The organism is Pseudomonas bharatica CSV86 (assembly GCF_000319305.2).
Classification (GTDB): Bacteria; Pseudomonadota; Gammaproteobacteria; order Pseudomonadales; family Pseudomonadaceae; genus Aquipseudomonas; species Aquipseudomonas bharatica.
This window is the reverse complement of record NZ_AMWJ02000002.1, coordinates 1782060-1806746: the sequence shown is the minus strand read 5'-3', so window position 1 is coordinate 1806746 and position 24687 is coordinate 1782060. Positions and strand designations below refer to the sequence as shown.

Below are 24687 nucleotides of genomic sequence, written 5' to 3'. Positions count from 1 at the left end.
TTGGTCGGGCGCGGGCATTACTCGTCGTCGTCGAAGTTGTAGCTGCCCGGGGCAAGGTTCTCGAAGCGCGTGTACTTGCCGATGAAGGCCAGGCGGATAAAGCCGATCGGGCCGTTCCGCTGCTTGCCGATGATGATCTCGGCAATGCCCTTGTGCTCGGTCTCGGGGTGATACACCTCGTCGCGGTACACGAACATGATCACGTCGGCGTCCTGCTCGATCGCTCCCGATTCCCGCAAGTCGGAGTTCACCGGGCGCTTGTTCGGACGCTGCTCCAGGGAGCGGTTGAGCTGCGACAGGGCGATGACCGGGCAGTTGAATTCCTTGGCCAGGGCCTTGAGGGACCGGGAGATCTCGGAGATCTCGTTGGTCCGGTTGTCGCCGCTGGAACCGGGGATCTGCATCAGCTGGAGGTAGTCGATCATGATCATGGCGATATCGCCATGCTCGCGGACCAGGCGACGGGTCCGTGCACGCATTTCCGACGGGCTGATGCCGGCGGTATCGTCGATGAACAGCTTGCGGTCGTTGAGCAGGTTGACCGCCGAGGTCAGGCGCGGCCAGTCATCGTCGTCCAGCTGGCCGGAGCGCACCTTGGTCTGGTCGATGCGACCGAGGGACGAAAGCATACGCATGATCAGCGATTCGCCTGGCATCTCGAGGGAGTACACCAGCACCGCCTTGTCGCTGCGCAACACAGCGTTTTCCACCAGGTTCATGGCGAATGTGGTCTTGCCCATGGATGGACGGCCGGCGACGATGATCAGGTCGGCCGGCTGCAGGCCGCTGGTCTTCTCGTCGAGGTCGGTATAGCCGGTGGACAGGCCGGTGATCTCACTGTCGGAGTTGAACAGCGTGTCGATGCGGTCGATGGCCTTGGTCAGCAGTTCATTGACGCCTACCGGGCCGCCGGTCTTCGGGCGAGCCTCGGCGATCTGGAAGATCTGCCGCTCGGCTTCGTCGAGGATCTCCTCGGCATTGCGGCCCTGCGGGTTGAAGGCGCTGTCGGCGATGTCGTTGCTGATGCTGATCAGCTGGCGCAAGGTCGCGCGCTCGCGAATGATCTGCGCATAGGCCTTGATGTTGGCCACCGACGGGGTGTTCTTCGCCAGCTCGCCGAGGTAGCCGAGGCCGCCGATCTGCGAGCTCAGGCCTTCCTTGTCCAGCTGTTCGTGCAGGGTGACCACGTCGAACGGGATGTTCAGGTCAACCAGCTTGTGGATGGCGCGGAAGATCAGGCGGTGGTCATGCCGGTAGAAGTCGCCGTCGGAGACTTGATCGAGCACACGCTCCCAGGCGTTGTTGTCCAGCATCAGGCCACCGAGCACGGCCTGTTCGGCCTCGATGGAATGTGGCGGCACCTTCAGCGCGGCAGTTTGCAGATCATATTGCTCGGGGGCGGTTATCTCGTTCATGGCCACCTGGGAAATCTGGAGGGTGAAAAAGACAAAGGGCACGACCTGCGATGCAGGATCGTGCCCGATGTTAACCGGCTGTTTCCAAAGGAACCAGCCGATCGATACAGCTTAGGCTGCTACGACGACCACGCGTACGGTGGCTTCGACGTCGCTGTGCAGGTGCACGGCTACGTCGTATTCGCCAACCTGACGGATGGTGCCGTTCGGCAGACGAACTTCAGCCTTGGCAACTTCAACGCCGGAGGCGGTCAGTGCGTCAGCGATGTCGTGGGTGCCGATCGAACCGAACAGTTTGCCTTCATCACCAGCGGTAGCGGTGATGGTGACTTCCAGTTCAGCCAGTTGGGCAGCGCGGCTTTCAGCCGAAGCTTTCTTGTCGGCAGCAGCTTTTTCCAGCTCGGCACGACGCTCTTCGAACGCAGCCAGGTTGGCGGCGTTGGCAACGGTGGCCTTGCCGAATGGCAGCAGGAAGTTACGACCGTAACCAGCCTTGACTTTAACTTTGTCGCCCAGGTTGCCCAGGTTGGCGACTTTTTCCAGCAGGATCAGTTCCATTTGGTATAAACCTCTTAACTTTTAACCTTCACCGTTCGCGGAGCCGTTACCGGCGTCCTTGGACGCCCCGCGTCCGCGAAAATCAATCAGGCTGTCGACAATGGCCAGTACCACGAGCAACGGATAAATCAGCTGCATGAACAGCAGCAGCGTTACGTACAACCCGACCAGCCAGAACTTCGCCAGTCGCTTCTGCGCCACCAGGCCATGGATCACGGCCAGTCCAGCGAAGACCAGCGGCACGGTGCACAGCGGTGTCAGCATGCCCAGCTCGGTACCGAAATTCGGACCCACCAGCATCAACACCAGCAGCACCAGCGCCGCCGCCAACGGCAGTCTTACGGCACGAAACTCGTTGCCGAAGCCTCCCGGGTTATACAAGGCTGCCTGCCAGTAGCGCCCCAACATCAGGGACAACACACTGACCGCCTGCAGCAAGGCCGCAATCAGGCCGGTAAGCACCGGTGAGATCAGCCCTTCCAGCCGGCCCCGCTCTTCTACCGACAATTGTTGGTAGATCCCGTCGAGCATCTGCGGAAGGATCTTGGCGATCTCTTGCGCGAGGGTGTCGATCGGTTCGCGGAACACCGAACCCAGAACGGCGCCATACACCAGGCCCAGGGCGATGCTGGACAACAGCACCCGGTTCCAGGACTGCCCGGCGCGCAACAGCGCTGCCAGACCCAGCGTCCCCAGCAACACCATCAAGGTGCGCGGCTCGCCGAAGTACCACCAGGCCAAAGCCGGCAGTACAGCCCAGGCAAGAACGCCGGAGGCGTCCTTGAAACCGCGCCGCAGGAACACCAGGCTCCCGGCGGCGGCACTCAACCAGAACAGCAGCGGCAATGCCGCACAACCCACCACTACCAGAGTGGCCTGCACGCGACCGCGCATGATGAAATCAGCCAGGGCCCGCATGCATTTTATCCTTTGCTACTTGTCGACGACCCGGTCTCAGCGGCCGTGGCTGTCGGTGTAGGGCAGCAGGGCCAGGAAGCGGGCGCGCTTGATAGCGGTAGCCAGCTGACGCTGATAACGAGCTTTGGTACCAGTGATACGGCTTGGAACGATCTTGCCGGTTTCGGATACGTAAGCTTTCAGGGTGTTGAGATCTTTGTAATCGATCTCTTTCACGTCTTCAGCAGTGAAGCGGCAGAATTTACGACGACGGAAGAAACGTGCCATGTAATAGGCTCCTCAAAAGATCCGTGGATTACTCGTCAGCGTTATCGCTGTTGTCGCTGTCATTGCTGTCGTCGCCTTCGGCGCTGTCAGCATGCTCAGGACGGTCACGACGCTCACGGCGCTCGCTGCGGTTTTCTTCAGCCTTGAGCATCTCGGACTGGCCAGTGACGGCTTCGTCGCGACGGATGACCAGGTTACGGATCACGGCATCGTTGTAACGGAAGTTGTCTTCCAGCTCGGCCAGGGCCTTGCCGGTGCACTCAACGTTCAGCATCACGTAGTGAGCCTTGTGAACATTGTTGATTGCGTAGGCCAGTTGACGACGGCCCCAGTCTTCCAGACGGTGGATCTTGCCGCCGTCTTCTTCGATCAGCTTGGTGTAACGCTCAACCATGCCGCCGACTTGCTCGCTCTGGTCCGGGTGAACCAGGAAGATGATTTCGTAATGACGCATGAATGCTCCTTACGGGTTGTAGTCTGCCGACAATGCGGTCAGACAAGGAGTGAATGACTCTTGTATGTCCTGTCCTGGATCGGGCACGCATGCCCGGGACAAGGCGCGCAATTGTAGAGAAGCGCGGTGGGACAAGCAAGGTAATTGGTGAAATATTGAGCAGTGCCCCTAAAAGCATCGCTGGCAAGCCAGCTCCCACAGGGTCAGCGGTGTGGGAGCTGGCTTGCCAGCGATTGGGTCCACCATTTACTTGCTGACGGAACGCTGCCGCACCACCTCGAACAGGCAAACGCCGGTTGCCACCGAGACGTTCAGGCTGCTGACGCTCCCCGCCATCGGCAATTTCACCAGGAAATCGCAGTGTTCGCGGGTCAGGCGGCGCATGCCCTTGCCTTCGGCGCCCATCACCAGCACGGTCGGCCCGGTCATGTCCTGCTGGTACAGCTCCTGCTCGGCTTCGCCGGCCGTGCCGACCACCCACAGGCCACGCTGCTGCAGCTTTTCCAGGGTCCGCGCCAGGTTGGTCACGGCCACCAGCGGAATCACCTCGGCAGCACCGCAGGCCACCTTGCGCACCGCAGCGGTCAGGGTCGCCGACTTGTCCTTGGGCACGATCACCGCCAGCGCGCCGGCAGCATCGGCAGTACGCAGGCAGGCCCCGAGGTTGTGCGGGTCGGTGACGCCATCGAGAACCAGCAGCAGCGGAACCTTCTCGGTCCGCTCCAGCAGTTCCTCGAGCATTGCCTCGCCCCAGACCTGGCTCGGGCTGACCTCGGCGACCACGCCCTGGTGCACGCCTTCGACCCAGGCGTCCATTTCGCGGCGCTCGGCCTGGCCGACGCTGACCCGGTACTCCGCGGCCAGCGCCAACAGCGCCTGGACCCGCGGCTCGCTACGACCTTCCGACAGCCAGATCTGCTTCACCCGCTTGGGGTGAAAGCGCAACAGGGCTTCCACGGCATGCACGCCGTAGATCTTTTCCAACTGACTCATGACTTGCCTTTCGGTTTACGCGAAGTGGAACCGGACTTTGGCGGCCCCTTGCGGTGTTTGCTCGGTTTCTCCGATTTGCCCGCGGACTTGCCCGCCGGCTTGCCACTGGCATGGGCGTGCCGCGCCTCGGAAAGCAGGGCCTTCTTCATTTCCCGGCTCTTGCGCACTTCGGCGTTGTTCGTCGCGGCATGGGAGGAGAAATAGGCTTCGGAGGTTTCGTCCTTCTTGCTGCGACGGGCAGGACGCTCTGCCTTGGCCGGAGCAGGTGCAGGGTCTGCCGCTTTGCCCTTGGCATTCGGGCCTACGCCGATCTTCGCCCCGGTCGCCGCTGCCGGCTCGGCCGAACGCTGTTTGCGCCCGATCGGCGCCTTCAGGGCGTTCTCCGACATTTCGAAGTCGATCTTGCGCTGCTCCAGGTCGACGCGCATCACCCGCACTTCGACGGTGTCGCCGAGACGGAAGCTGCGGCCGGTGCGCTCGCCGGTCAGGCGGTGGTGTACCGGGTCGAAGTGGTAGTAGTCGCCCGGCAGCGCACTGACGTGGACCATGCCCTCGACATAGATGTCGGTCAGCTCGACGAACAGGCCGAAGCCGGTCACAGCGGTGATCACACCCGGGAAGGATTCGCCGACGCGGTCCTTCATGTATTCGCACTTGAGCCAGTTGACCACGTCGCGGGTCGCCTCGTCGGCGCGCCGTTCGCTCATCGAGCACTGTTCGCCCAGTTGCTCCAGGGTGTTCTCGTCGTACGGGTAGATCCGTGCCTTGGGAATGCTCATCGCCCCGGCGCGCTTGACGTGCGGGGTTTCCACGCGGGAACGGATCACGCTGCGGATGGCGCGGTGTACCAACAGGTCCGGATAACGACGGATCGGCGAAGTGAAGTGGGTGTAGGCCTCGTAGTTCAGGCCAAAGTGGCCGTTGTTCTCGGCGCTGTACACCGCCTGGCTCAAGGAGCGCAGCATCACGGTCTGGATCAGGTGGAAGTCCGGGCGCCCGGCGATGCTCGCCAGCAGGGCCTGGTAGTCCTTCGGCGACGGGTCCTTGCCTTTATGCAGCGACAAGCCCAGTTCACCAAGGAAGGCGCGCAGTTTTTCCAGGCGCTCCGGCGGCGGACCGTCGTGAACCCGGTACAGGGCCGGAACCTCATGCTTCTTGAGGAATTCGGCGGTGGCCACGTTGGCCGCCAGCATGCATTCCTCGATCAGCTTGTGCGCGTCGTTGCGCACGGTCGGGCGGATCTCCGCGATCTTGCGCTCGGCGCCGAAGATGATGCGGGTTTCCTGGGTCTCGAAGTCGATCGCGCCGCGGGTGTGGCGGGCATCGAGCAGCACCTTGTACAGCGCATAGAGCTGCTTGAGATGCGGCAGCACTTCGCTGTATTCCTCGCGCAGGGCACGGCCTTCGCGGGTGCGGGCATGCTCCAGCATGCTGCTGACCTTGTTGTAGGTCAGGCGCGCGTGGGAGTGGATCACCGCTTCATAGAACTGGTAATCGACCATCTGCCCGGACTTGTTGATGGTCATTTCGCAGACCATGGCCAGGCGATCGACGTGCGGGTTCAGCGAGCACAGGCCGTTGGACAGTTCCTCCGGCAGCATCGGGATCACCCGCTCGGGGAAGTACACCGAGTTGCCGCGGACCTGGGCTTCGGCGTCGAGCGCCGAACCAAGACGGACGTAGCTCGATACGTCGGCGATCGCCACGTACAGGCGCCAGCCACCGGAGAACAGGCGCAGCTTGCCAAGGCTTTCGCAATACACGGCATCGTCGAAGTCGCGGGCGTCTTCGCCGTCGATGGTGACGAACGGCAGGTGGCGCAGGTCGATGCGCTTTTCCTTGTCCTTCTCTTCCACGTCCGGCTTGAGCTTGCGGGCTTCCTTGATGACAGCTTCGGGCCATACATGCGGAATGTCGTAGCTGCGCAGGGCCACGTCGATTTCCATGCCCGGCGCCATGTAGTTGCCGATCACTTCGATTACATCGCCCTGCGGCTGGAAGCGCGGGGTTGGCCAGTGGGTGATCTTCACCTCGACGAACTGGCCGATCTTGGCCCCTGCGTTGCGGCCAGGCGTGACCAGCACTTCCTGCTGGATCTTCGGGTTGTCGGCGGTGACGAAGCCGATGCCGCCTTCCTCGAAGTAGCGGCCGACGATGCTCTCGTGGGCGCGGGAAATGATCTCTACCAGCACGCCTTCCCGACGGCCACGGCGGTCGACACCGGAAACCCGGGCCAGGGCGCGGTCGCCGTCGAACACCAGGCGCATCTGCAACGGGCTGAGGAACAGGTCTTCCGTGCCATCGTCGGGGATCAGGAAGCCGAAACCGTCGCGGTGGCCCGAGACACGGCCGAGGATGAGGTCCAGCTTGTCTACCGGGGCATAGGTGCCGCGCCGGGTGTAGATCAGCTGACCATCGCGCTCCATTGCCCGCAGGCGGCGGCGCAGGGCCTCGATCTGATCCTCGGTGTGCAAACCGAACTCCTCAACCAGTTGCTCGCGCGCAGCCGGCGAGCCTCGTTCGGCGAGGTGCTGGAGGATCAGCTCACGGCTAGGGATGGGGTTTTCGTATTTTTCCGCTTCACGAGCGGCCTCGGGATCGAGGGACTGCCAATCGGCCATTAGGAGGGGTTCACCTTGTCTATATAAGGGTTAGTTTGGCATAGCCGTATTGAAACCGGAAATTTCAACCTTGGACAGCCCCACCCGGGACGGCCTGTAAACGGGTTCTGGGCTTCGGTCGATCAACGGCTTGAATTTTTTAAGATTTTTTTCGAACGGGGGTTTACAGCCCCGGGGGCCATCCGTATAGTGCGCACCACAGCGACGGACACCGTCGTTATAGTTGAGAAGCCGCACGATGTAAAACACTACGTCGAAGCGCAATCAGCGAAATGCCCAGATGGTGAAATTGGTAGACACGCCAGCTTCAGGTGCTGGTGACCTTACGGTCGTGGAAGTTCGAGTCTTCTTCTGGGCACCAATTTCAAATTTCAGCCAACGAGTCACAAGGCTGGAATTTACGCGACACGCTACACCGAATTTGTTACAAATGCTTCAACCTTTGCCCAGATGGTGAAATTGGTAGACACGCCAGCTTCAGGTGCTGGTGACCTTACGGTCGTGGAAGTTCGAGTCTTCTTCTGGGCACCATATTTCTAAAGAAACCCGCGAAAGCGGGTTTTTTTATTTCACCATGACTCCAGCACCGAACTTCGCCGGACTACGCCAAAGCCCGATACAGCAGGTTTATCAATAACTTAGGCGAGTCCAACATATGCCGGTGCTTTCCGAAACCTGACCCAACTTCCCTGCTGGTGGCCCCTATGAGGCTCTTGGGAATCGGGTCTTTCCGAGGAGTCATCATGGCAAAGATCAAGCTCACCAAGTCCGCAGTCGATGCGGCACAACCCCAAGCGCAGGCTGTCGAACTCAGGGATACCCTGGTGCCCGGCTTCTTGTGCAAGGTTACCCCATCGGGCCGCAAGGTGTTCATGCTCCAGTACCGGACGAACGCCGGCGAGCGCCGCAAGCCAGCCTTGGGTCAGTACGGGGAACTGACCGTCGAACAGGCCCGCTCGCTGGCTCAGGAATGGCTGGCCCAGGTCCGCCGGGGCGGCGACCCAGCCGCAGACAAAGCGCAGGCGCGCAAAGCGCCCACGGTCAAGGAACTTTGCACGAAGTTCATGGAGGACTACTCCAAGCTGCGCAACAAGCCCAGCACCCAGGAAGGCTATCAGAGCGTCATCGACCGCAACATCGTCCCGATGATCGGGCGGATGAAGGTTCAGGACGTGAAGCGCCCGGACGTGGCCGGGATGATGAAGAAGATGACGCACAAGCCGGCCGACGCGAACCGCACGTTCAGCGTCATGCGCCGCATGTTCAATCTGGCCGAGGTGTGGGGCTACCGGCCCGACGGCACCAATCCGTGCCGGCATGTCCCGATGTTCCCCAACGGCAAGGCCACCCACCTCATCAGCGACGAGGACATGGGCAAACTGTTCCGCCATCTTGAGCATCTGGAGGCCGAGGGGATGGAAAGCTACGTCATCCCGCTGGCGATCCGGCTGCAATTCGAGTTCGCCGGTCGTCGTGGTGAAATCGTCACGCTCCAATGGGATTGGGTGGACTTCGAGAACCGGCGCGTCGTCTGGCCCGACAGCAAGACCGGCGGCATGTCCAAGCCCATGAGCGAAGAAGCCTATCGGCTGCTTTCGACAGCACCGCGCCGGGACGATTGCCCGTATGTGCTGCCATCCCCGAACCGTCCCGGCCAGCACTTGACCACGGGCGAGTATTACAACGGCTGGAGCCGTGCGCTCAAGGCAGCGGGCGCGGCGCATGTAGGTACGCACGGCATCCGCCACCGCTCTGCCACTGACATTGCCAACTCGGGCATCCCGGTCAAGGTCGGCATGGCGCTGACCGCGCACAAGACCGTGGCGATGTTCATGCGCTACGTCCACACCGAGGATGATCCGGTGCGCAAGGCGGCCGAACTGGTGGCGAACCGGCGCAAGACGATCACCGGCGCCAAGCGGCTCCCTGCGGAGGCAACTGCATGACCAGGCGCAAGGCATCCATCGCGTCACCCGCAGCGCCAAAGGCGCTGCTGGGCGATATTCGGGCACTGATCGAGGCGTCGCGCCAGCGCGCCGCCTCGGCGGTCAATGCTGAACTGACCTTGCTGTTCTGGCGCATCGGCCAGCGCATCCATACGGCGGTGCTGGCCGGGCAGCGGGCCGGGTACGGCGAGGAAATCCTGTCGACCCTGGCCGAGCAGCTTGTCCGCGACTATGGGCGCAGCTTCGCGGACAAGAACCTGCGCCGGATGGTGCAATTCGCCGCCACCTACCCGGACGAACCAATTGTCGTGACGCTGTCACGACAATTGAGCTGGTCGCATTTCCTGGCGCTGCTGCCGCTGAAAGACCCGCTCCAGCGGGACTACTACGCGCAGATGGCGAGTGCCGAACGCTGGAGCGTGCGGACGCTGCGCGGGCGCATCGACTCGATGCTGTACGAGCGCACGGCGCTGTCCCAAAAGCCGGAGGAAACCATCGCGCAGGAGCTGGCGATCCTACGCGATGCGCAGCGCATGACGCCGGCGCTGGTCATGCGCGACCCGTACATCCTCGATTTCCTGGGCCTGCGGGATAGCTGGCAGGAAAGCGACCTTGAGGCGGCCGTCATCCGCGAAATGGAATCCTTCCTGCTGGAGCTGGGTGCGGGTTTTTCCTTCGTCGCCCGGCAGAAGCGCATCCCGATTGACGACGAGGATTTCCACCTAGACCTGCTCTTCTACAACCGCAAACTGCGTCGGCTGGTGGCCGTCGAATTGAAGATCGGCGAGTTCAAGGCGGCGTACAAAGGGCAGATGGAGCTTTACTTACGCTGGCTGGACAAGCACGAGAGGGAGCCAGAGGAAGCCCCGCCGCTGGGGATCATTCTTTGCACCGGCAAGAAGCGCGAGCAGATCGAATTGCTGGAGCTGGACAAGTCGGGCATCCACGTTGCCGAGTACCTGACCAGCTTGCCGCCGCGTGCGGTGCTTGGGGAAAAGTTGCAGCAGGCGACCGAGCGGGCGCGGTTGCAGATCGAGCAGCGGCAGCCTGGCGAAAAATCCTGATAGCAGCATTCGTGCGTTCCGCGCTTCGTGCCGAATCGCGGCCATCCGGCTTTGACCCCTTGTATCTTCCATTCCACGTGATCGGAATGCCGTTCACGCCCGGTGCCATTTGGCACCGGTGATTGGCCGCAGCATGTAGCTCGTTATCCCTCGGTGCTTCCAAGCCCGTGCGTCAGTCCTGAGCGCATGTCTGCGACTGGTCTCCGCAAGCCCGAACAGTTGCAGGAACCACATTCGCATTTGCAAGGATGGGACATAGAGATCATGGCCAATGGAACAGTCGTCGGTATCGACGTCTCGAAGAACACACTCGATGTGGTCATCGGGAGGGATGGCGTAGCCGCAGCTTTCAGCAACGACGAACGGGGCCACCAAGCCCTGGTGGCAGCACTGAGGAGACAACCTATTTCGCTCATTGTCATGGAGGCCACTGGCCGCTACCAATTTGCCTGCGCCTGTGTTCTGCAAGCCGCAGGATTCCGGGTGGCGGTAGTCAATCCCAGGCAGGCGCGAGATTTCGCGAAGGCGATGGGCAGACTGGCAAAGACGGATCGCGTCGACGCGCTGATGCTGGCAGAGTTGGCCGAAGTGATCTACAAACGCCCAGACCGGGATCGTTTCACCAAACCGATGGCAGATGAGACGCAGCAGTGCCTGCATGCGCTGGTGACTCGCCGGAGGCAGCTTGTGCGCTTGCAAGTCAGTGAACGTCAGCGCAAGTACGCCTCTCACGCGGATGTGCAGCCTGGGATCATCGAGCTGATGAACATCCTGAAGCGCCAGGTTCAGGACATCGACGTGAGGATCGCAGCACACCTTTCCAAGCATCAAGCCAGTCTGACGAAGCTCTTGCAGAGCGTCAAGGGCGTTGGGCCGGCGACTACGGCTGCGCTGATTTCCGAGCTTCCAGAATTGGGGCAGCTCAAGGCCAAGCAGATATCCTCCCTGGTGGGCGTAGCGCCAATGAACCGGGACTCGGGCCAGTCGCGCGGCAAGCGCATGATTTGCGGTGATCGGGCAACAGTGCGCAGCGCTCTCTACATGGCGGCAATCGTGGCTATGCGGCACAACCCTGTGATCCGAACCTGCTATGAGCGGCTGGTAGCAGCAGGCAAGCCCAAAAAGGTCGCCATCGTGGCTTGCATGCGCAAGCTACTGATCATTCTGAATGCCATGGTAAGAACCGGCAGGCCATGGAAAGAAAAGGCGGCAACTGCCCAGAACGATGCGGAGGCTGACATCGTGCCACCATGCGGCCTGTTGGCCTGATCCCTCATGGTCTGCGGGCGACCCAGCCCTTGAAGGTGAATGCGCAATAGAACAGTTCGATATCAGTGAATCCGGCCTCGCGAAGCAGATCGGCATCCTGCTGGGGTGAAAGTACGGGTAGCCGCTCCTTGATCGCTGCGATGCTGCCTTCGGCCTGTGCCATAGGCACGCCGGAAGCAGCCGCGAACGCTGCATTGCGCGCGAGCCATCTGTCCCTGACGGGATCCTCGCTGGGAAAGCTGTGATGCGCAACGACAAGGGGGCACCCGGGCTTGAGCCGCAAGTGGATTTCCTTCAAGGTTCCGAGGCGTTCGGCCGGCGGCAGAAAGTGAAGCGTCAGAAGACAGGTCGCGCCATCGAAAGGCCCGATCGGCGCACTGTCGATATAGCCTTCGTGCAGGCGCACGAGAGGCGTCATAGGCCCGAGGGTCGTGCGGGCCAGGTCGAGCATCTCGGCAGAAGGGTCCACGCCGTCGAAGTGCCAGGCGGACTGCATCTCGGCGAAGGCCTTCAGCTCGAGCCCGCCGCCGGCGCCGAGCACCAGGATGCGTGCGTCGGCAGGCGCACGTTCGGCCAGCAGCACACCCGCCATCCTGTGCAAATCCCGAAGGCCGGGCACTATCCTCGCGGTCCTCTCTGCATAGCTCGATACGGCCGCCGGGTCGGAAAACGGGGTCATCGGCTGCCGCCTTCCGTTTGCACGGGGGCGATGGTCTCGGGCCAAAGCAACGAACGGTGGACCTGGGCGCCTGCCATGGCGCCGCTGCCCACGGCCAGCGACACCGAATGAGGCGCCCGCGCCACATCGCCGCAGGCAAATATCCCAGTGACTGAAGTCTTGTTCTCGGAATCGGTGCGCACCTGAACTCCCATGGGCGTCTCTTCCAGTACGCAGCCTATCGCTTCGGCCAGAGAACTGGAGGGAGAGGTGCGCGTCGCGGTGAACAGACCCGCAAAGCGCAGCAACCGCCCGTCGGCCGTCACCACGTCTGCCGTTCCTTCGATCCTGCCAATGGGCGCTTCCTCGATCGTCACGGCCCGTCGCTCCAGGGTGGACCTGGCTTCCTGACTCAGTTCCACAGCGCCGTTGACCAGCAAGGTCACATCGCCCCAATCAGTCAGCAGTTCAGCCTGGTGGACGGACATCGGGCCGGTGGCGACGACGCCAATGCGGCCCTGGCCAAGCTCGTAGCCATGGCAGTACGGGCAATGGAAGACCGCCTTGCCCCAGCGCTCGGCGAGGCCCTCGACGGCAGGTAGCTGGTCGGCCACGCCGGTGGCCACCAGGATGCGGCGGCCTTGGTGCGATAGGCCATCGGACGTCGTGACAGTGAATTCGTCCACCTGCCCTGTAACGGCTTCGGCCCGGCCCTCAAGCCAGGAGAGCGTCGGATAGGCTTCGAGCTGGCGGCGCGCGTTCGCCGCGATCTCGCCGGGAGGAACGCCATCCTGGCCGAGAAACCCGTGCGAATGGCTGGCGAAGCGGTTGCGCCGCTCGCCCGCATCGATCACCAGCACAGACCGGCGCGCACGCACCAATTGCAGGGTGGCGGCCATTCCCGCATAGCTCCCGCCGATGACGATGACGTCGTGGTGCATGGTCAACTCCTCTTGCGTCGTGCTGCCGCATGCCGGCGCGCGAAGTCGGCGGCCAGATCGGCAAGGGTGATTTCCGAGAACCGCTTCAGCAGCAGCGCCTCCGCCTCGGCAAACGTGCCTTCGAGCGCGGCATTCACCGATTGCTCGACCAGGCACTCCGGTGTTTGGTTGCGATTGCCTATGGCAAACATGGCCGGCTCGCCTAGCGCCTCGTGCAACTGGCGTAGGGTGACGGCGCCAAGATCGGCATGGATGCGCCATCCACCCGCGTGGCCTCGATCTGAAGTGACGATGCCCGCTTCTCGCAAATACCCCATGGTGCGCCGGACGACGACGGGGTTGGTACCCAAGCATTGAGCCAGGGTTTCAGAAGTGACGGGGCCATCCTGCTCGGCCATGTGCAGCAGTGCATGCAGGACGGAAGACAGGCGGCTGTCGCGTTTCATGTAACTAATGATGTTCTGTTTGAGATCGAATGTCAAGACAGAACGTGGACATCGGCTCCTGTCGAGCCTTCATGCTTGACATTCAAGACAGTTGCTGACGCCTTCGGCCCTGACAGGCCTGCGCGCTCCGCTTGCACAAAGGCGAGTGTGTGCATTGGGAGGGTGTGGGCGGTCTTGCTGTTCCCTTCACCGTATCACGGCGTTCTCGCCATTAAGGGCTGCGCGTGCTTGCACGCTTGCGGCCTGGCGGCCGTCCTTGACCCCTGACTGCTTGCGCTGCGCCGTGCTCGCCACGGTTCCGGGCAATTCCGCCCGAGCAACCGGAGCACGATCATGTCGCAACTGTCCTTTTCCTCGTTCGATTCCTCGCTGATGGTGCGTGACGCACAGGGCCGCTACCTGCTGGCGACTGCCGAGCAGATTCTGGAGGCCGCGCGCCAAGCCATCGAGCGCAAGATGCAGCGTGGTACGTCGTTCACGTCGCCGGCGGCGGTCAAGGAGTACCTGCGCGCCAAGCTGGCCGGCTTCGAGCATGAGGTGTTCGCGGTGCTGTTCATGGACACGCAGCATCGGCTGATCGAGTACGCCGAAATGTTCCGAGGCACCATCGACGGCGCATCGGTGTATCCGCGCGAGCGGGTCAAAGAGGCGCTGCGGCTCAATGCGGCGGCGGTCATCGTGTCGCACAACCACCCGAGCGGCAATCCCGAGCCGAGCGGGGCCGACCGAGCACTGACCCAGCGGCTCAAGGAGGCGCTGGGGCTGGTGGACGTGCGCGTGCTGGATCACGTCATCGTCGCGGGCACCGACACCACATCGTTTGCCGAACGTGGCCTGATCTGACGAAGGGGCTTCGGCCCCTTTTTGCTGCGCCTGGTAGCACAACTCTCGCCCTCGCCGGCTTGATGCTCAGGCAGTCGCAACCTGAATCATCTCGTCGTAGTGCTTCTTGTCCACTTCCTCCAACCACTGAAAAATGTGCCCGATGACGCTATGACTTTCGCCTGCCAAGTTTTCTGCGGACTCCTCGGTTATCTCGATTACGTCGCTATGCGAATACTTGTTGATAAAACGATAGATCTTCTCCTTCAGCTCCGGTGTTGTGATGATGCAGTCTTTCAGACCAACATCCATCAACTGACTGATGTCGCTTCTCCGCTTTGGATATTTGAAGGTAAAGAACGACTCAACGAGCTTGCGAGCAAGGTTCGCAGTCAAGAATGCTTCATCTCTGTTAAGAGTCGTATGGGCTCTGTACTCATAAAGTTTTTTGAATATGTAGTGATACTCAGAACCGTAATTTTTCAGAGAGTCATCAGCGTCAACAAGCAATGAATGGCGGGGTGAGCCAGGTGGAGCATCCAGCCGATAGAAGAAGCAGTTCTCCGTTTTTCCCTTGTTGATCCTGTTTCTGTTCGCTCCAGTGAACCAATCTCTCACTAGCTTGAAGTAGGTGAAATTGTGGGTCAGCACAAAAAGTTGTTTGGCTTCAGTACATTGAGTTCTCAGGAATGAATAGGCATGGAACAAGTGGTTTGAATCAAAGCTTGAGACTGGATCATCAACGACGACAATCGTGTCTTTGATGTTGTTTCCGTTCTCTTTGAGCTTCGTGATGAAGTACACAAATGCAATCGCAGTCTTCTCACCTTCGCTCAAGTTCCCATCATGCTCACCCACCCCGTTTCTGATGATCTCATAACCCTTCTTCTTCTGATTGAAGCTGAGACAAAGTTCAGAGCGGCCAATGAAGCGATGCAAGATGTCATTGAACTCCTTCGCTCCGACCGTTTCATTCGAGAGCAGCGCCTCTATAGCACCGACCTCTTGACTAATTTTCTCAATTTCCTTGTGGTCGTTTTTTGCTTCTGATTCAAGGTCATTGCATTTCTTCTCACTTCCAGCATAGTCAAATTCTTGCACCTCAGCCGCAGCAAAGTGCAGCTCCAGTGCCACTTTGCTTTTTGAGGTCTCAGATTTGAAGTTAGAAGTCTTATTGTTGTGCTTTCCGACGAGCGCGACGATCGACTTCAGAATCTCATTGAAGTTTTTGACGTCATCTTCGACCACGTCCGAGATTTGAATGTCCGTCTTTCCAGGGTCTGTGATCTTGGCCTTCAGGGCTTCGCGCCATCCGTCCATTTGCTTATCAATCTTCTCAGCAGCGGTTGCGTAGTCCTTTTGGAGCTTATCCGCCTCGGCCGATAATTCTTTATAAAACTCGGTCGCTGCGGGCAACTGATTGGCTGGAGCGCCTTGAGACTCAATCCAAGTCGCCGCGTTCTGAAGTCGGCGCTGAAAATCCGTGAACTCTTTGCTGAAGTGGGCAGCAAGTGCCTCGGCACGAAGCTGGGTAAAAGTAGAGCCGCAGAACTCGCACGATTGCGACTCGTGGTTTTTATGGATTTCCAAGCCTGTTTGAACCCATTCACGGATGTCCGGGTTATCAGTCAACCGCTGGATAGCTTGATTGACCGCCGTAGTCCCAATCAAATCCCTGATTCGACCTGATGCCTTCTTGAAGTAATCCGGCTCAATGGATGTTGAGACGAAATTGATGCTTGGAAGCTGATCTGGTTTCGCGGCATTCGTAAGGTCGATAACTTTATCATCTGAAAGAACTGAATCGGCTTTGATGATGGCTTCACCGTTGCTCTGAATGAAATTGGACAGCTTTCGGCGATCGTAATTGAGGTAATAGCTATCGCTTGTATCAATCGCCTGAAGCCCTAGCTTCATCTTTTTGGCAGCATTGGTCAGAAACTTGTCCAACGCTTCGCGCTGCTTCTTTACCTCGCCTTGCTTCTCGTCGTGAGCCTTCCTTTTCGACTGAAGCTCTCCCTTTAACTTCTCCAGCTTCTGTAAGTCATCAATCTTCTCTTTCGCAATCAGAAGGATGCTTTTTACAGATTTGTCCCAATCAATGTTCTCATGCACAAAGCGTTGATTGAAGACATGAATATTCAGTTGGCATGAATGGAGTGTAGCTTCCGTGATAGTTGAGCCATCCTCCAAAGCTACTGAAAACTGGCCCGCACTGAAGCGAGGAACCATCGAGCGCAGCTCAAAGCAAGAGAAAAGGTTCGACAGGGTTGACTTGCCTGTTCCGTTCCAGCCATAGACCAAGTTGTACCGGCCGAACTTCTGGATCTTCGTTCCATTAAAGTCGTTGAAGATGCCGAACTGCTTGAGGCGGTTAATGCAGACGATCATTTTTGGACCTCCGTGTTCTTGCTTTGGCAACATTTGCTTGCAAAACAAATAATGGGTATACGGATTTAATGGTTGATGGGGCACCTTTACCCCACCAACCTGATACCATTATCAGATGGTTGATAGATCGACTCCGTAGTTGAGTTCCTCTGCGAAGTCCGGCAGTCCGTAACCGATGGTTTTCTTGTAGAAAGGAGAGACCTTCGCAGTCGGTGCCTTCTTCTTGTGCTTCGTGGTGTAGAGCATTCGTGCCCGCATCACCTCGAAGGAGTAACCGCGCCCTTCACGGTTCTTGTCCTTGGCCAGTCGGTTGATGGACTCCGTGTAAGCGTTGGTGACGGGCATGTCCGTCTCGAAGTAGGTCATGGTCTCTTCGCGCCAGTTTCCCACTGCCCTGACCAGATCGCTCCAGACTTCCTTTTGGCCCTTCGGGATGGTGGCTATCCACTCGTCCAGGGCGGCTTCTGCCTGGAGCCGTGTGGTGGCGTCCCAGATGCCGTAGAAGCGCTCCTTGTGCTCGTAGGCGGCCAGCAGTTGCGGGAACGCGCCTGTCCAGGTCTCCATGATGAGGCGCTCCCGGTCTGAGACTTCGTGAGCGCGTTTCAGCAGGATTTTCCGGTCTCCCTTGAGAGTCCGGCTCTGGGACGGTTTCAGCTCCTTTCTGAGGCCCTTGCGCACTCTCTCTAGGGCATCGTTGGCCATGCGCACCACATGGAACTTATCGACCACGATACGGGCCTGGGGCAGCACAGCCTTGACCGCTGCCCGGTAGGGGTTCCACATGTCCATGCTGACGATCTCGACCTTCTGCCGGTCTTTCAGCTTCATCAGGTAGTTGGTCACCACGTCCTGGCGGCGGGTGGCCAGCAGGTCGAGCAGGGTTCGCTCCTCAATGTTGGTCAGAATGCAGCGGTAGCGCTTGTTCAGGTATAGCTCGTCAATGCCCAGGATGCGGGGCGTCTCGAAGCGGTGCCAGCGCCCCAGGAACTCGGCGCGGGCGTTGAAGATGTCGCGCACCGTCTTCTCGTCCAGGCCGGTCTGTGCCGCCACAAAGGTGTAGGGGTGGTTGAAGGATTCCTTCTCCACGTACTCATGCAGCCGCAGTGTCATACGGAATCCGTCCACCATCTCCGGTAGCTGGGGCCTGAATGTTGTCTTGCAGGCCCGGCAGGTGTATCGGCGGCGGACCACCCAGAGAGTGACCCGCTTGCCGTGGATGGGCAGATCACGATAGGGAACGTCACGCTTGCCGAACCGCACGAACTCACCCTGCACGCCGCACCCCTCGCAGGCTACTGGTGTAGGTGCTTCAAGCCGAAAATGTATGTCTTCATTCTGCTCATCAGAATCCACCAACTGGTACCCAGGAAGGCTTAACGAATTAATCATCTCCCGCCTTGATCAGAAAAACAGGTAGGTGGCGTAACCGGCAATCATCGCCATAGCAAAAATGACTGCTAAAAACGCCGCTAAAAGCTTCAGCGTGAACAAAGAGCGCAACAGAATGAGCTCAGTCAGGCTGGCTCCGGCACTGCCGATGATCAACGCTAGCACCGTCCCGGCACCCACGCCTTTGGCCATCAGAGCCGCTGCCAGAGGTATGACGGCTTCAGCGCGAATATACAACGGCACGCCGATGACAGCGGCAACTGGAATGGCAAAGGGATTATCTGGGCCTGCATACTGCTCCAATAAGTCAGTGGGCATGAAACCATAGATCACGCTGCCAATCGCAATACCGATGAGCAGGTAAGGCAACACATCGATAAAGTCCGACCAAGCTTCCCGCCACACACCACTGTACTTCCCTTCTTTCTTAACCGTGACAGTGGGTTGACTGTCACAGCATTCGCTAGACGTAGAGACTGTTGTCTTCCTATCAGCCCCGCAAGAAGCCGTCTTCGGAGTGGTGTCGCAGCTGTTGGTGCCGCAACTCGATGCGGTCGATGTAGCACTGCACGGGCTTGCTGATGAACTACATCCACTGCTCTCTTGTGTCGCCGTCCGGCGCACATAACGCTCGAAGCCAAGCGTGTGAAGCAGCCATCCGGCACCTACCGCGACCACCAAAGCGGCGAGCACATAGATAGCAGTAAGTGTCCATCCAAACGTGGCAACCAGCAGGCCGACGACGATAGGATTCAGCAACGGAGATGAGAAAAGAAACACCATCATCGGCCCAAAACCGGCCCGTGCCCGAATCAACCCTTTCAACATGGGGATAGTCGAGCAACTACAGAAGGGCGTTATAGCTCCTAAACCAGCAGCAAGAAAATAGCCTCGCTTCCCACTGGAAGTCAGTAACGCTTCCACCTTGGATGGTGGGATGTGACGTTGAAGAACTCCGACCAGCAAGCTAATGCCAATGAATAAAACCGATAGCTCGATAGCGAGAAAGGCGAACATGCCTAGAGCGTCTTGGAGTTGAGATGACATTCAATATTACTCCTATATTTCTAGTATTGTCGAAATGATGTACGCAGCCTACTTGCGTTTATCCGACCTGTCAACTATAATTCTAGAAACATCGAATTATTGGGGCGTGCTATGGATCACGAAAAGGTTGCAGCCAGCTTAGCTGAGCTAGGGAATAGTCACCGACTGTCCGTGTTCCGCTTTCTGGTCAAAGCTGGCCATGATGGGGCTTCGGTCGGAGATATCCAGAAGGGGCTGGGTATTCCTGCTTCGACGCTATCACATCACCTTGCGCGCATGGCCAAGGTAGGGCTGATCCGGCAGGAGAAACATAGCCGCACGATTGTCTGTATACCCGAGTATGGGCACCTAGAGAATTTGATCGGTTTCTTACAAGAGGAATGTTGTGCAGGTGTCCGGATTGCGCATGAACCAGAACCGCTTTGACGCTTGCCCAGCTCTCGCTGTCCTCCCTAGTCAGCATCGCTATGAAGACTCAGGCGAAGGTGGAAACAGAAAATTGGCAGTAGAGTAGGCTGAAGAGGATCAATCAGATAATCCGCTGAGAAAGATTTTCTTCTTTACATCTTTGGCATTTTATCAACCAGAAATTCCGGATACCCCAATATTGTCTGGGGTGGGGGCAGCAGCCGCTTCCTCGCGGCTATCAACGCCCTGGAGAACACCGGCTTCGCCTATACCCTGGCGCGCCCCAGCCTGACGGTGCTCAGTGGCATGACCGCCAGCTTCCTTGCCGGTGGCGAGATCCCCATCCCGGTGCCCAGCAGCGGCAGCGACAGCCTGTCGATCGAGTACAAGGAATTCGGGATCCGCCTGGCGCTGTCGCCGACCGTGGTCAGCCGCGATCGCATCAGCCTCAAGGTGGCACCGGAGGTCAGCGAACTGGACTTCAGCAACGCCGTGCAGATCGCCGGCATCACCGTGCCGGCGCTGAAGGTCCGGCGTACCGACACCAGCATTTCCCTGGCCGACGGCGAAAGCTTCGTTATCAGCGGCCTGATCAACACCAGCAACCGTTCCGCCGTGGACAAGTTTCCCGGTCTTGGCGACATCCCCGTGCTGGGTGCGCTGTTCCGCCAGTCTTCGGTGCAGCGCGAGGAGACCGAACTGCTGATGGTGGTTACCCCGCACCTGGTCCAGCCCCTGGCGGCGAACGCGCAGTTGCCCGAGCTGCCGGGCGAGCGCTTGCGTACCTATGATCCGAGCTGGGGCCGACTGTTCTTCCTGGAAAACGGCGACTTCGATCGCAAGAGTGGGTTATCCCGATGAGCGAGAGCCTGAGCCAGACCTTCCTGGCGCTGACCCGCAACGAGGGCGATCTGCAATGGCTGCAGTCGGCCCTGACGCCCCTTGGACAAGTGGTCGGGGCCGGCAACGGTAGCCTCGACGAGTTGCTGGCGCTGGTTGACGTGACCTTCGCCAACCTGCTGTTCATCGGCCTCGATCGCGAGCATGTGGTCAACCAGTGTGCGCTGATCGAAGGGGTGCTGGAGGCCAAGCCGATGCTGGCCATCGTGGCCCTCGGCGACGGCATGGATAACCAACTGGTGCTCAATGCCATGCGTGCCGGGGCGCGCGACTTCGTCGCCTACGGCTCGCGTGCCAGCGAGGTGGCCGGGCTGGTCCGGCGCTTGAGCAAGCGCCTGCCGCCGGTAACCACCAACCCGCACCTTGGCGGCCTCACGGTGCTGTACGGCACCCAGTGCGGTTCCGACGGCGCGCTGCTGACCGTGCACCTGGGGCAGGTGGTGCAGAAGAGCGGCCAGCAGACCTTGCTGCTCGACCTTGGCCTGCCCCGCGGCGACAGCCTGGCGCTGCTCGGCGTCGAGGCGTCGTTTCATTTCGGTGATGCCCTGCGCCACCTGCGCCGACTCGACAGCACCTTGATCGACAGCGCCTTCGCCCGCGACAGCAATGGCCTGCGCTTGCTTGCCTATGCCCCGGGCGATGAGCCGCTGGAGCGCACCAGCGCTGCCGAGCTGTACATGTTGCTCAGTGCCCTGCGCCAGCATTTCCAGCACATCATCGTCAACCTCACCGGGCAGGCGGATTGCGAGGCGCTGCGCACCTTTGTCAGCCACTGCGACAAGCTGATCTGGTACACCGACCAGAACGTACTGGAATGCCGGCGCAACCTGGAAGTCCTGAATACCTGGCGGGAAAAGGGCATGAACCTGGAGCACGCCAAGCTGCTGGTGGACCGCTACCTGCGCAGCGTGATCCCGGATGCCGAGGCCCTGGGCAAGCGCTTTGCCCTGCCGGTGCTGAGCGAGTTGCCGGCCAGTGCGGAAGTGCGCCTGAACGCGCGCAACCAGGGCCTGAGCCTGTTCGAGCTGGCCCCGCGGGACCACCTGACCCAGGGCCTCAAGACCCTGGGCGAGCGCCTGGCGCGACGCTCCGAGAACGTCAAGCCCAAGCCCGATGGCTGGCTGAGCCGGCTCTGGGGACACAAGCATGAGCAGCGATGAACTGTTCGGCGGCCCGCGGCATAACCTTGGCTCCGATCCGCAGGCGCTCAAGCGCGCCTTGCACCGTTACATCATCGATGCCATCGAGGATTCCGGGCGCAACCTGCTGGAAGGTTCGCGGCCGGCCCTGGCGCAGTTCGTGGTCGAGCAGGTCGGCGAGTACATCGCGCGGCTGCACCTGGCACTGTCGCGCTATGAAATGGAGCGCATGGCCGAGGAACTGGTGGACGAACTCACCGGCTTCGGCCCGCTGGAGGTGCTGCTGCGCGACAGCAGCGTCACCGAGATCCTGGTCAATGGCCCGTTCCGCGTGTTCGTCGAGCGGGCCGGGGTGCTGCACCAAACCGACCTGCGTTTCATCGATGCGCACCATGTCGAGCGGGTCATGCAGCGCATCCTCGCGCCGCTGGGCCGGCGTCTCGATGAATCATCGCCGATGGTCGACGCGCGCATGCCCGATGGCAGCCGGGTCAACGCGATCATTCCGCCGGTGGCCCTGGACGGGCCTTGCCTGTCGATCCGCAAGTTCCGCAAGGACATGCTCAAGAGCGCCGACTTGCTGGCGACCCGCGCCATCGACCCGGCGATCCTCACGTTCTTCGAAAATGCAGTGGCCCAGCGCTGCAACATTCTTGTCAGCGGCGGCACCGGCACCGGCAAGACCACCTTGCTGAACATCCTCAGCCAGTTGATCAGCCCTCGCGAGCGCCTGGTGACCATCGAGGACGTGGCCGAACTGCAGCTGGATCATCCCCATGTGGTACGCCTGGAAACCCGTCCGCCGAATGCCGAGGGGCATGGCGAAATCAAGGCCAGCGAACTGATCCGCAATGCCTTGCGCATGCGCCCGGACCGCATTCTTCTGGGCGAGATTCGCGGCGTCGAGGTGATCGACGTACTGACCGCCATGAACACCGGCCATGACGGCTCCATGAGCACCGTGCACGCCAACACTGCGCAGGACGCGCTGCTGCGCCTGGAAACCCTGGTCGGCCTGACCGGGCGCCAGGTCGCGGAAAAGACCCTGCGGCAGATGATCTGCGCCGCCCTCGACGTGGTAATCCAGTTGACCCGGCTACCCGACGGGCGTCGTTGCATCAGCGAGGTACTGGAGGTCGTCGGCCTGCGCGACGACGTGTATGTCACCAATACCCTGTTCCGCTTCGACCGCCGTGGCGGTGGTGGCTTCGTGCGTGAGGCGGTCAACCCGGCCGGTGACAAGCTGCGCCGGGACAACCTGGAGCCGGCGCCATGATCGCGGTAGTGCTCGGCCTGTTCGGCCTGGCGTTGCTCGCGGCGTCGGTCGGGCTGTTCTATCACGGTGCCCGCAAGGCCGCGGCCGAACGGACCTTGCAGCGCCTGGGCCAGTTGCCCGAGCCGGCGACGCTGCAGGAACCGGCCCGCAGCTCGCTGGAACTGCTGTTGTTGCGCGCCGGCTTCGACCAGCGCGGTGACCGCTTCATGCTCTGGGGTGCGGCCTGGCTGCTGCTGATCGTCCTGGCGGGCGGTCTGGCGGGCTGGCCGGGGGCGGCGATCATGCTGGTGCTTGGCCCGCTGCTGTGGCGCCTGTACATGAGCTGGCGCTATCACCGGCGGCTGCGGCGGATGATCGAGCAATTGCCGACCCTGCTGGACCACGCGGTACGCAGCCTCAAGGCCGGACGCACCTTGAACGACGCAGTGCTGGGGGCCGTGGAGATTTCCGACGACCCCCTGAAAAGCGCGATGCAGCGGGTGCAGCGCAACGTGCAGATGGGCGCCAGCCTCGATGAGGCGCTGCACGACCTGGCCGAGCTGTATGCCCAGGACGAATTCCGCGTCTTCGCCCTCGGCTTGCGCATCAACCACCGCTATGGCGGCAATGCCAGCGAGTTGCTGGAAAACCTGATCAAGCTGATCCGCGAACGCGAGCAGGGCGCCCGCCAGTTGCGCGCGATGACCGGCGAGACGCGGATGACCGCGATGGTCCTGGCCTTGCTGCCGATCTGCATGGTCGGCTACTTCATGGTGGCCAACCCCGGCTACCTGCTGTCGATGTGGAATAACCACAGTGGGCAGATGATGCTGCTGGCGGCGTTCATCCTGCAGGTGCTGGGCTGCGTCGCGCTGTGGCGCATGTTGCGGAGTATCTGAAATGGCCTTGCTGATCAGTGCCGTGCTGTTCTTCCTCACCTTTGTGCTGCTGCTGACGACCCTGGCCCGGCAGCATCGCCGCGAGCGTGCGATCGCCCTGCGCCTGCAAGGCAAGCAGGCCGAGCAAGCCCGTGAGGACGGCTGGCTGCAGCGCCTGGGCAGCAGCGCCCTGGCCCAGCGTTCGCTGAGCCTGGATGGCGAAACGCGCATGTTGCTCGACCGTATCGGCTGGCGGCGCTCGCGCCAGCGTTCGCTGTACGCTGCGCTGCAGGTCGGCGTACCGCTGGTGGCAGCCTTGGCGGCCGTGCTGGTGCAGCAGCTTGCCTATCCGGCCAGCCACACACCCTGGCTGTTGCCGATCTTCGGCCTGGGCATCGGCTACCTGTTGCCCAAGCGCATCCTCGCCTGGGCGGCGGCGGTACGGCAGCGGCAGATTGCCGAGGAAGTCTCCAGCTTCATCCCGCTGCTGCGCATCCTCTTCGACTCGGGCCTTGCCGTGGAACAGAGCCTGCGCATCCTCAGTACCGAAGGCCGGCAACTGCTGCCGGTACTCAGCGAAGAGCTGCGGCTGATACTGGTCAGGGTCGACTCCGGCCTGGCCCTGGCGCCGGAGCTGGAGCAGACGGCCAGGCTGCTGTCGGTGGACGAGTTCAGCGACACCTGCGTGATCCTCCAGCAACTGCTGGTGCAGGGCGGCGGGGCGATGAAGTCGCTGCTGGCGCTCAAGCAGTTGCTCGACGACCGGCGCCTGACCCGGCTGCAGGAAAGGATTTCGAGAATGTCGGGGAAGATGTCCATCGTCATGATGGTGTTCCTGTTTCCTGCCTTGTTGATCGTTCTGGCCGGCCCCGGGCTTACCGCCCTGGCCCGGGCCTTCAGTTCCTGAA

Annotated in this window: 22 protein-coding genes, 2 tRNA genes and 1 pseudogene; 12 read left to right on the top strand and 13 right to left on the bottom strand. The window is 60.7% G+C overall.

Going from position 1 to position 24687, the window contains the following annotated elements:
• Positions 1 to 17: 17 nt before the first annotated feature.
• From dnaB to rnr, 7 genes are all read right to left on the bottom strand, one after another.
• The gene (gene dnaB, locus CSV86_RS22175; protein WP_009403885.1) at positions 18 to 1415 is read right to left on the bottom strand and encodes a replicative DNA helicase; all 1398 of its coding nucleotides are present in this window, start codon (positions 1413 to 1415) and stop codon (positions 18 to 20) included.
• A gap of 111 nt (positions 1416 to 1526) precedes the next feature.
• Positions 1527 to 1973: a 50S ribosomal protein L9 gene (gene rplI / locus CSV86_RS22170; RefSeq protein ID WP_003249568.1), complete on the bottom strand. Its 447-nt coding sequence runs from the start codon at positions 1971 to 1973 to the stop codon at positions 1527 to 1529.
• A gap of 21 nt (positions 1974 to 1994) precedes the next feature.
• Positions 1995 to 2891, bottom strand: coding sequence for a YybS family protein (locus tag CSV86_RS22165; protein ID WP_009403886.1), 897 nt, complete (start codon positions 2889 to 2891; stop codon positions 1995 to 1997).
• Between the two features lie 36 nt (positions 2892 to 2927).
• Positions 2928 to 3158, bottom strand: coding sequence for a 30S ribosomal protein S18 (rpsR, locus tag CSV86_RS22160; protein WP_009403887.1), 231 nt, complete (start codon positions 3156 to 3158; stop codon positions 2928 to 2930).
• A 28-nt stretch (positions 3159 to 3186) separates the two neighbouring features.
• Complete coding sequence (gene rpsF / locus CSV86_RS22155; protein WP_009403888.1) at positions 3187 to 3612, bottom strand: 30S ribosomal protein S6; 426 nt, start codon at positions 3610 to 3612, stop codon at positions 3187 to 3189.
• A 246-nt stretch (positions 3613 to 3858) separates the two neighbouring features.
• Positions 3859 to 4605, bottom strand: a complete 747-nt coding sequence (rlmB, locus tag CSV86_RS22150) for a 23S rRNA (guanosine(2251)-2'-O)-methyltransferase RlmB (protein ID WP_009403891.1) — start codon at positions 4603 to 4605, stop codon at positions 3859 to 3861.
• A complete protein-coding gene (gene rnr, locus CSV86_RS22145; protein ID WP_009403892.1) occupies positions 4602 to 7226 on the bottom strand; it encodes a ribonuclease R in 2625 nt (874 codons plus the stop codon). The genes rlmB and rnr overlap by 4 nt, the downstream gene beginning before the upstream one ends.
• 274 nt (positions 7227 to 7500) lie before the next feature.
• Here rnr and CSV86_RS22140 point away from each other — a divergent pair.
• From CSV86_RS22140 to CSV86_RS22120, 5 genes are all read left to right on the top strand, one after another.
• A tRNA-Leu gene (locus tag CSV86_RS22140) sits at positions 7501 to 7587 on the top strand.
• Positions 7588 to 7670: 83 nt separating this feature from the next.
• Positions 7671 to 7757 (top strand) — tRNA-Leu (locus tag CSV86_RS22135).
• Positions 7758 to 7969: 212 nt separating this feature from the next.
• Positions 7970 to 9172 (top strand): tyrosine-type recombinase/integrase, encoded by a 1203-nt coding sequence (locus CSV86_RS22130; protein ID WP_004350888.1) that lies wholly within the window; start codon positions 7970 to 7972, stop codon positions 9170 to 9172.
• Positions 9169 to 10236, top strand: coding sequence for a PDDEXK nuclease domain-containing protein (locus CSV86_RS22125; RefSeq protein ID WP_004350887.1), 1068 nt, complete (start codon positions 9169 to 9171; stop codon positions 10234 to 10236). Before CSV86_RS22130 ends, CSV86_RS22125 begins: the two co-directional genes overlap by 4 nt.
• Positions 10237 to 10500: 264 nt before the next feature.
• Positions 10501 to 11505, top strand: coding sequence for an IS110 family transposase (locus tag CSV86_RS22120; protein WP_023110678.1), 1005 nt, complete (start codon positions 10501 to 10503; stop codon positions 11503 to 11505).
• Between the two features lie 4 nt (positions 11506 to 11509).
• Here CSV86_RS22120 and CSV86_RS22115 read toward each other — a convergent pair whose 3' ends face one another.
• The 3 genes from CSV86_RS22115 to CSV86_RS22105 are packed head-to-tail and all read right to left on the bottom strand — an operon-like array spanning position 11510 to position 13550.
• The gene (locus CSV86_RS22115) at positions 11510 to 12184 is read right to left on the bottom strand and encodes a class I SAM-dependent methyltransferase (RefSeq protein ID WP_009403894.1); all 675 of its coding nucleotides are present in this window, start codon (positions 12182 to 12184) and stop codon (positions 11510 to 11512) included.
• Positions 12181 to 13104, bottom strand: coding sequence for an NAD(P)/FAD-dependent oxidoreductase (locus CSV86_RS22110; protein WP_004350881.1), 924 nt, complete (start codon positions 13102 to 13104; stop codon positions 12181 to 12183). Before CSV86_RS22110 ends, CSV86_RS22115 begins: the two co-directional genes overlap by 4 nt.
• Before the next feature lie 2 nt (positions 13105 to 13106).
• Complete coding sequence (locus CSV86_RS22105; protein WP_004350878.1) at positions 13107 to 13550, bottom strand: Rrf2 family transcriptional regulator; 444 nt, start codon at positions 13548 to 13550, stop codon at positions 13107 to 13109.
• Positions 13551 to 13883: 333 nt separating this feature from the next.
• Between CSV86_RS22105 and radC the strand changes: the two genes are divergently transcribed.
• Entirely contained in the window at positions 13884 to 14393 is a 510-nt protein-coding gene (radC, locus tag CSV86_RS22100) for a RadC family protein (protein WP_004350876.1), read from the top strand.
• Between the two features lie 66 nt (positions 14394 to 14459).
• On the opposite strand, the gene CSV86_RS22095 is transcribed toward radC, so the two are convergent.
• The 3 genes from CSV86_RS22095 to CSV86_RS22085 all read right to left on the bottom strand — a co-directional run bounded on the left by CSV86_RS22095 (position 14460) and on the right by CSV86_RS22085 (position 19169).
• Positions 14460 to 16763: an ATP-binding protein gene (locus tag CSV86_RS22095; protein WP_004350872.1), complete on the bottom strand. Its 2304-nt coding sequence runs from the start codon at positions 16761 to 16763 to the stop codon at positions 14460 to 14462.
• Positions 16764 to 16874: 111 nt separating this feature from the next.
• Positions 16875 to 18152, bottom strand: coding sequence for an ISL3 family transposase (locus CSV86_RS22090; RefSeq protein ID WP_000610830.1), 1278 nt, complete (start codon positions 18150 to 18152; stop codon positions 16875 to 16877).
• Positions 18153 to 18164: 12 nt separating this feature from the next.
• Positions 18165 to 19169, bottom strand: a complete 1005-nt coding sequence (locus CSV86_RS22085; RefSeq protein ID WP_040363373.1) for a permease — start codon at positions 19167 to 19169, stop codon at positions 18165 to 18167.
• Between the two features lie 141 nt (positions 19170 to 19310).
• On the opposite strand from CSV86_RS22085, the gene CSV86_RS22080 reads away from it, so the two are divergent.
• From CSV86_RS22080 to CSV86_RS22055, 6 genes and pseudogenes are all read left to right on the top strand, one after another.
• On the top strand, positions 19311 to 19625 hold the full coding sequence (locus CSV86_RS22080) for an ArsR/SmtB family transcription factor (protein ID WP_000349485.1): 315 nt from the start codon (positions 19311 to 19313) through the stop codon (positions 19623 to 19625).
• A 177-nt stretch (positions 19626 to 19802) separates the two neighbouring features.
• Positions 19803 to 20468: pseudogene (locus tag CSV86_RS22075) on the top strand (type II and III secretion system protein family protein); the annotation flags it as partial.
• Positions 20465 to 21667, top strand: coding sequence for a CpaE/TadZ family protein (locus CSV86_RS22070; protein WP_009400781.1), 1203 nt, complete (start codon positions 20465 to 20467; stop codon positions 21665 to 21667). The pseudogene CSV86_RS22075 and the gene CSV86_RS22070, both read left to right, overlap by 4 nt.
• Positions 21654 to 22922 (top strand): TadA family conjugal transfer-associated ATPase, encoded by a 1269-nt coding sequence (locus CSV86_RS22065; protein WP_009400785.1) that lies wholly within the window; start codon positions 21654 to 21656, stop codon positions 22920 to 22922. The genes CSV86_RS22070 and CSV86_RS22065 overlap by 14 nt, the downstream gene beginning before the upstream one ends.
• Positions 22919 to 23800 carry a type II secretion system F family protein gene (locus tag CSV86_RS22060; RefSeq protein WP_009400787.1) on the top strand — a complete coding sequence of 294 codons (882 nt, stop codon included), beginning with the start codon at positions 22919 to 22921 and terminating at the stop codon, positions 23798 to 23800. Before CSV86_RS22065 ends, CSV86_RS22060 begins: the two co-directional genes overlap by 4 nt.
• A gap of 1 nt (position 23801) precedes the next feature.
• Positions 23802 to 24686 (top strand): type II secretion system F family protein, encoded by an 885-nt coding sequence (locus tag CSV86_RS22055; protein ID WP_009400789.1) that lies wholly within the window; start codon positions 23802 to 23804, stop codon positions 24684 to 24686.
• Position 24687: the final 1 nt, after the last annotated feature.

What these genes read in the sequence shown, in the direction of transcription:
- CSV86_RS22080 (WP_000349485.1), top strand. Translation starts at nt 19,311, where the DNA reads ATGGATCACGAAAAGGTTGCAGCCAGCTTAGCTGAGCTAGGGAATAGT.
- rlmB (WP_009403891.1), bottom strand. Translation starts at nt 4,605, where the DNA reads ATGAGTCAGTTGGAAAAGATCTACGGCGTGCATGCCGTGGAAGCCCTG.
- rpsR (WP_009403887.1), bottom strand. Translation starts at nt 3,158, where the DNA reads ATGGCACGTTTCTTCCGTCGTCGTAAATTCTGCCGCTTCACTGCTGAA.
- CSV86_RS22125 (WP_004350887.1), top strand. Translation starts at nt 9,169, where the DNA reads ATGACCAGGCGCAAGGCATCCATCGCGTCACCCGCAGCGCCAAAGGCG.
- CSV86_RS22105 (WP_004350878.1), bottom strand. Translation starts at nt 13,550, where the DNA reads ATGAAACGCGACAGCCGCCTGTCTTCCGTCCTGCATGCACTGCTGCAC.
- CSV86_RS22065 (WP_009400785.1), top strand. Translation starts at nt 21,654, where the DNA reads ATGAGCAGCGATGAACTGTTCGGCGGCCCGCGGCATAACCTTGGCTCC.
- CSV86_RS22120 (WP_023110678.1), top strand. Translation starts at nt 10,501, where the DNA reads ATGGCCAATGGAACAGTCGTCGGTATCGACGTCTCGAAGAACACACTC.
- CSV86_RS22130 (WP_004350888.1), top strand. Translation starts at nt 7,970, where the DNA reads ATGGCAAAGATCAAGCTCACCAAGTCCGCAGTCGATGCGGCACAACCC.
- CSV86_RS22090 (WP_000610830.1), bottom strand. Translation starts at nt 18,152, where the DNA reads ATGATTAATTCGTTAAGCCTTCCTGGGTACCAGTTGGTGGATTCTGAT.
- rpsF (WP_009403888.1), bottom strand. Translation starts at nt 3,612, where the DNA reads ATGCGTCATTACGAAATCATCTTCCTGGTTCACCCGGACCAGAGCGAG.
- CSV86_RS22115 (WP_009403894.1), bottom strand. Translation starts at nt 12,184, where the DNA reads ATGACCCCGTTTTCCGACCCGGCGGCCGTATCGAGCTATGCAGAGAGG.
- CSV86_RS22110 (WP_004350881.1), bottom strand. Translation starts at nt 13,104, where the DNA reads ATGCACCACGACGTCATCGTCATCGGCGGGAGCTATGCGGGAATGGCC.
- dnaB (WP_009403885.1), bottom strand. Translation starts at nt 1,415, where the DNA reads ATGAACGAGATAACCGCCCCCGAGCAATATGATCTGCAAACTGCCGCG.
- rnr (WP_009403892.1), bottom strand. Translation starts at nt 7,226, where the DNA reads ATGGCCGATTGGCAGTCCCTCGATCCCGAGGCCGCTCGTGAAGCGGAA.
- rplI (WP_003249568.1), bottom strand. Translation starts at nt 1,973, where the DNA reads ATGGAACTGATCCTGCTGGAAAAAGTCGCCAACCTGGGCAACCTGGGC.
- radC (WP_004350876.1), top strand. Translation starts at nt 13,884, where the DNA reads ATGTCGCAACTGTCCTTTTCCTCGTTCGATTCCTCGCTGATGGTGCGT.
- CSV86_RS22095 (WP_004350872.1), bottom strand. Translation starts at nt 16,763, where the DNA reads ATGATCGTCTGCATTAACCGCCTCAAGCAGTTCGGCATCTTCAACGAC.
- CSV86_RS22165 (WP_009403886.1), bottom strand. Translation starts at nt 2,891, where the DNA reads ATGCGGGCCCTGGCTGATTTCATCATGCGCGGTCGCGTGCAGGCCACT.
- CSV86_RS22055 (WP_009400789.1), top strand. Translation starts at nt 23,802, where the DNA reads ATGGCCTTGCTGATCAGTGCCGTGCTGTTCTTCCTCACCTTTGTGCTG.
- CSV86_RS22060 (WP_009400787.1), top strand. Translation starts at nt 22,919, where the DNA reads ATGATCGCGGTAGTGCTCGGCCTGTTCGGCCTGGCGTTGCTCGCGGCG.
- CSV86_RS22085 (WP_040363373.1), bottom strand. Translation starts at nt 19,169, where the DNA reads ATGTTCGCCTTTCTCGCTATCGAGCTATCGGTTTTATTCATTGGCATT.
- CSV86_RS22070 (WP_009400781.1), top strand. Translation starts at nt 20,465, where the DNA reads ATGAGCGAGAGCCTGAGCCAGACCTTCCTGGCGCTGACCCGCAACGAG.